Raw genomic sequence first — 3,546 nt, 5'->3', positions numbered from 1 at the left:
ACGGCCGCGACGGCGAGGAGGGCGGGCTGCGGCGCGACCGACGCTTCTCCGTCGCGAGGCGGCTGGCGGGCCTCTTCTCGTCCTACGCCGTCCAGCGGCCGCAGCTGGTCACCGACTGGCGCCACGGGCACCTGACCGACGGGGCCGGGGGCGTGCTGGCCCCTGACCTGGAGTGGCAGGCGCTGCTGTGGCAGCGGTTGCTGGAGCGGGTCGACGTCGAGCCGCCCGACGTGCGTCACGAGCGGGCACTGGACCTGCTGCGGTCCGGGGGTGTCGGGCTCGACCTGCCCGACCGGCTCTCCCTCTTCGGTCACACCCGGCTGCCCGCGACCGAGGTCGCCCTCCTCGGCGCCCTGGCGACCTCGCGCGAGGTGCACCTCTGGCTGCCGCAGCCCTCGCCGGTGCTCTGGGACGCGCTGGTCGAGGAGGGGGTCGTCGCCCGTGCCGACGACGAGTCGGCCGCGGCCGTCGGCCACCCCCTCCTCGCCTCGCTGGGCCGCGACGCCCGCGAGCTGCACCGCACCCTGGCGCCGCTCGCAGGCGTCGACGAGCCCGTGGGGATGCCGGTCGAGGAGCCCACGACGCTGCTGGGCTGGCTGCAGCACGACCTCCGGGCCAACGCCGCACCGACGCCCGAGTCGCGTGCGACGCGGGTGCCCGCTGCCTCCGACCGCAGCCTCCAGGTCCACGCCTGCCACGGGGCGGCCCGCCAGGTCGACGTCCTGCGTGAGGTGCTGGTCGGGCTGCTCGCCGACGACCCGACGCTCGAGCCGCGCGACATCCTCGTGATGTGTCCCGACATCGAGACCTATGCTCCGCTCTTCTCCGCGGGCTTCGGTCTCGCCGACGTGGTCGACCAGGCCGCCGGTGGCGGCCACCCGGCCCACCGGCTGCGGGTGCGCCTGGCCGACCGCGCCCTCACCAGCACCAACCCGCTGCTCGCCGTCGCGACCGTCCTGGTCGAGCTCGCGTCCGGACGACTCACCGCGTCCCAGGTGCTCGACCTCGCCAGCAGCCCGGCGGTGCGGCTGCGCTTCGGCTTCACCGACGACGACCTCGACCGCGTCACCCGCTGGGTCGGCGAGGCCGGCATCCGCTGGGGCCTCGACGCTGCCCAGCGGGGTCGCTTCGAGATGCAGGGCTTCGAGCACAACACCTGGCGTGCCGGGCTCGACCGGGTGCTGCTCGGTGTCGCGATGAGCGGCGACGACCACCGCCACGTCGGGCGCGGCCTTCCGGTCGACGACGTGGGCAGCAACGACGTCGACCTCGTGGGGCGGCTCGCCGAGATGGTCGACCGGCTCGGCGCCTGCGTCGTCGCGCTCGAGGAGGCCAGCGGCGTCGAGTCCTGGATGCAGGCGCTCACCGCCGGTGTCCTCGGCCTGACCGACGTCGCACCCGACGACGCCTGGCAGGTGCCCCAGCTCGAGCGCGAGCTCACCCGGGCGGCGCTCTCGGGCCTCGAGACCCCCGAGGTGCCGCTCCGGCTCGCCGACGTCCGCGCCCTGCTGACCTCCCGCCTCGGAGGCCGGCCCACCCGGGCCAACTTCCGCACCGGCACGCTCACGGTCTGCACCATGGTCCCGATGCGCTCGGTGCCGCACCGCGTGGTGTGCCTGGTGGGCCTCGACGACGGGGTCTTCCCGCGCATCAGCGTCGAGGACGGCGACGACGTGCTCGCCCGACGCCCCCTGACCGGCGAGCGCGACCCGCGCAGCGAGGACCGCCAGCTGCTGCTCGACGCGCTGCTCGCCGCGACCGAGACGGTGGTCGTGACCTACACCGGCGCCAACGAGCACTCGGGCGCCGCCCGCCCCCCCGCCGTGCCGCTGGGGGAGGTGCTCGACGCCGCCGACCGCACCGCCGCCGCGCCCGTGCGCGACACCGTGCTGGTCGTGCACCCCCTCCAGCCCCACGACCCGCGCAACCTCCAGCCCGGACGGCTGGTGCCGGGCGACCCCGGCCGCCCCTTCAGCTTCGACCGTGCCGCGCTCGCCGGCGCGCGCGCGATGGTCGGCCCGAGGACCCCGCGACCACCGCTGCTCGACGGGCCGTTGCCCGAGCGGCCGGTCGAGGACGTCTCGCTGGCCGACCTCAAGGCGTTCTTCACCCATCCCGTGCGCGCCTTCCTCCGCCAACGACTCGAGGTGTCCGTGCCGCTGTCGCCCGACGAGCTGCGCGACGCGATCCCCGTGGAGCTCGACAACCTCGAGGCCTGGCAGGTCGGCGACCACCTGCTCCGCGAGGTCCTCGCCGGTCAGGACCCGACCGCGGTGATGACGGCCGAGCAGCTGCGCGGCACCCTGCCACCCGGAGGCCTCGGCTCGGGTGCCCTGGCCAAGGTCGTGGCCGAGTCCCAGAAGCTCTTCGACCGCACGGCCGACCTGCGGGTCGGGGAGGCACGGTCGGTCGACGTCGATGTCGATCTCGGCGGCGGGCGTCGGCTGTCCGGCACGGTCTCCGGCCTCTACGGCGCCAAGCTGGTCTCCCTGGGCTACTCCCGCCTCAAGCCGCGCCAGCGCCTCCACTCCTGGATCGACCTCCTCGCCCTGAGCGCGGCCCGGCCCGACTCCAGCTGGACCGCCCACGCCGTCGGTCGGGAGCGCGCCGGGCCGCGCCGCGCGCTGGCCGGCCCCCTCGACCACCGCGCCGCCGACCACCTGCGCACCCTCGTGGAGCTGCGCGACCTCGGCCTGCGCACGCCGCTGCCGCTGCCGATCCAGACGGCGGCCGCCTGGGCGGAGGGCCACGCCCGCTCGCTGATGGGCGACGACGTCTCTCCCGTCGAGCTGGCCCGCCGGGCGTGGACGACCGACCCGCACAACGCCTTCGGCATCGAGGGCGAGGACGCCGACGACCACCACGTCCGCGCCTTCGGCCCCGACCAGCCGGTCGAGGTGCTCCTCGACGCCGGCCTCGCGACCCACGCGTGGCGGGTGTGGGAGCCGCTGCTCACCGGCGGCGAGAGGGTGGCTGCCCTGTGAGGAGCGACCTGTGAGGAGCGACCTGCCCACCTTCGACATCACCGCGCCGCTGCCCGGCGTCGGCACCACCCTGCTCGAGGCCAGCGCCGGCACCGGCAAGACGTGGACGATCGCGGCCCTCGTGACCCGCTATGTCGCCGAGGGCGTCGCCGGTCTCGACGAGATGCTGGTGGTCACCTTCGGCCGCGCCGCCAGCCAGGAGCTGCGCGAGCGGGTGCGCGCCCAGCTGGTCGAGGCGGAGCGAGCGCTCGACGGCGACGTGGCTGTCGACGTCGCGGCGTCCCCGTTGCTGACCCTGCTGGTCGTCGGTGACGAGGAGCAGCGGGCGCTGCGGCACCGGCGGGTCGTCGAGGCGCTGGTCGGCTTCGACGCCGCGACGATCGCCACCACCCACCAGTTCTGCTCGCTGGTGCTGAGCTCGCTGGGCGTGGCCGGAGACACCGACGCGCGCGCCCGGCTGGTCGAGGACCTCGACGACCTGGTGTCCGAGGTCGTCGACGACCTCTACCTCCGCGCCTTCGCCTTCGCGCCCGGCGGCCCCGTCTTCAGCCACGCCGAGGCT

General features: G+C 75.5%; 2 protein-coding genes. Both read left to right on the top strand.

All coding sequences use genetic code 11. The annotated features are described in order from the left end of the window. On the top strand, nucleotides 1–2,984 hold a 2,984-nt coding region (gene recC, locus AAG827_RS22085), incomplete at its 5' end, for an exodeoxyribonuclease V subunit gamma (RefSeq protein WP_341928362.1). Nucleotides 2,985–2,994: 10 nt separating this feature from the next. Then, on the top strand, nucleotides 2,995–3,546 hold a 552-nt coding region (locus tag AAG827_RS22080), incomplete at its 3' end, for a UvrD-helicase domain-containing protein (RefSeq protein ID WP_341928361.1).

Source organism: Nocardioides psychrotolerans (assembly GCF_943371775.1).
GTDB classification, from domain to species: Bacteria; Actinomycetota; Actinomycetes; order Propionibacteriales; family Nocardioidaceae; genus Nocardioides; species Nocardioides psychrotolerans_A.
Note: the sequence above shows the minus strand (reverse complement) of the source record. Positions and strands in the feature narration are given on the sequence as shown.